The organism is Arthrobacter sp. 10T425 (assembly GCF_056393985.1).
Genome location: NZ_JBFTGZ010000145.1, coordinates 1 through 319, shown reverse-complemented (window position 1 = coordinate 319; position 319 = coordinate 1). Strand labels below are relative to the sequence as shown.

The 319-nt window shown below is 50.2% G+C and carries 1 rRNA gene; it reads right to left on the bottom strand.

What is annotated here, in order from left to right:
* A 23S ribosomal RNA gene (locus AC1DDH_RS20925) occupies positions 1-121 on the bottom strand; the annotation flags it as partial.
* Between the last annotated feature and the right edge of the window lie 198 nt (positions 122-319).

The window sequence follows — 319 nt, the reverse complement described above, 5'->3', positions numbered from 1 at the left end:
CATTCGGACACCCTGGGATCACAGTCCGGTTATCGACTCCCCCAGGCTTATCGCAGATTCCTACGTCCTTCTTCGGCTCCTAATGCCAAGGCATCCACCGTGTGCTCTTAAAAACTTGACCACAAAAGATCAAGGAGTAATTTTCGAGAAAACCATGGAACCAGACCGCAACCAACCACCACCCAAAGGCGGCAGCACAATCACGGATCAGATCCAGGTTCATATTCTTGGAAATTGCTTCTTATAAAAGATGCTCGCGTCCACTATGTAGTTCTCAAACAACAACCCCGTACCACACACCCCACACACACCCCACCCC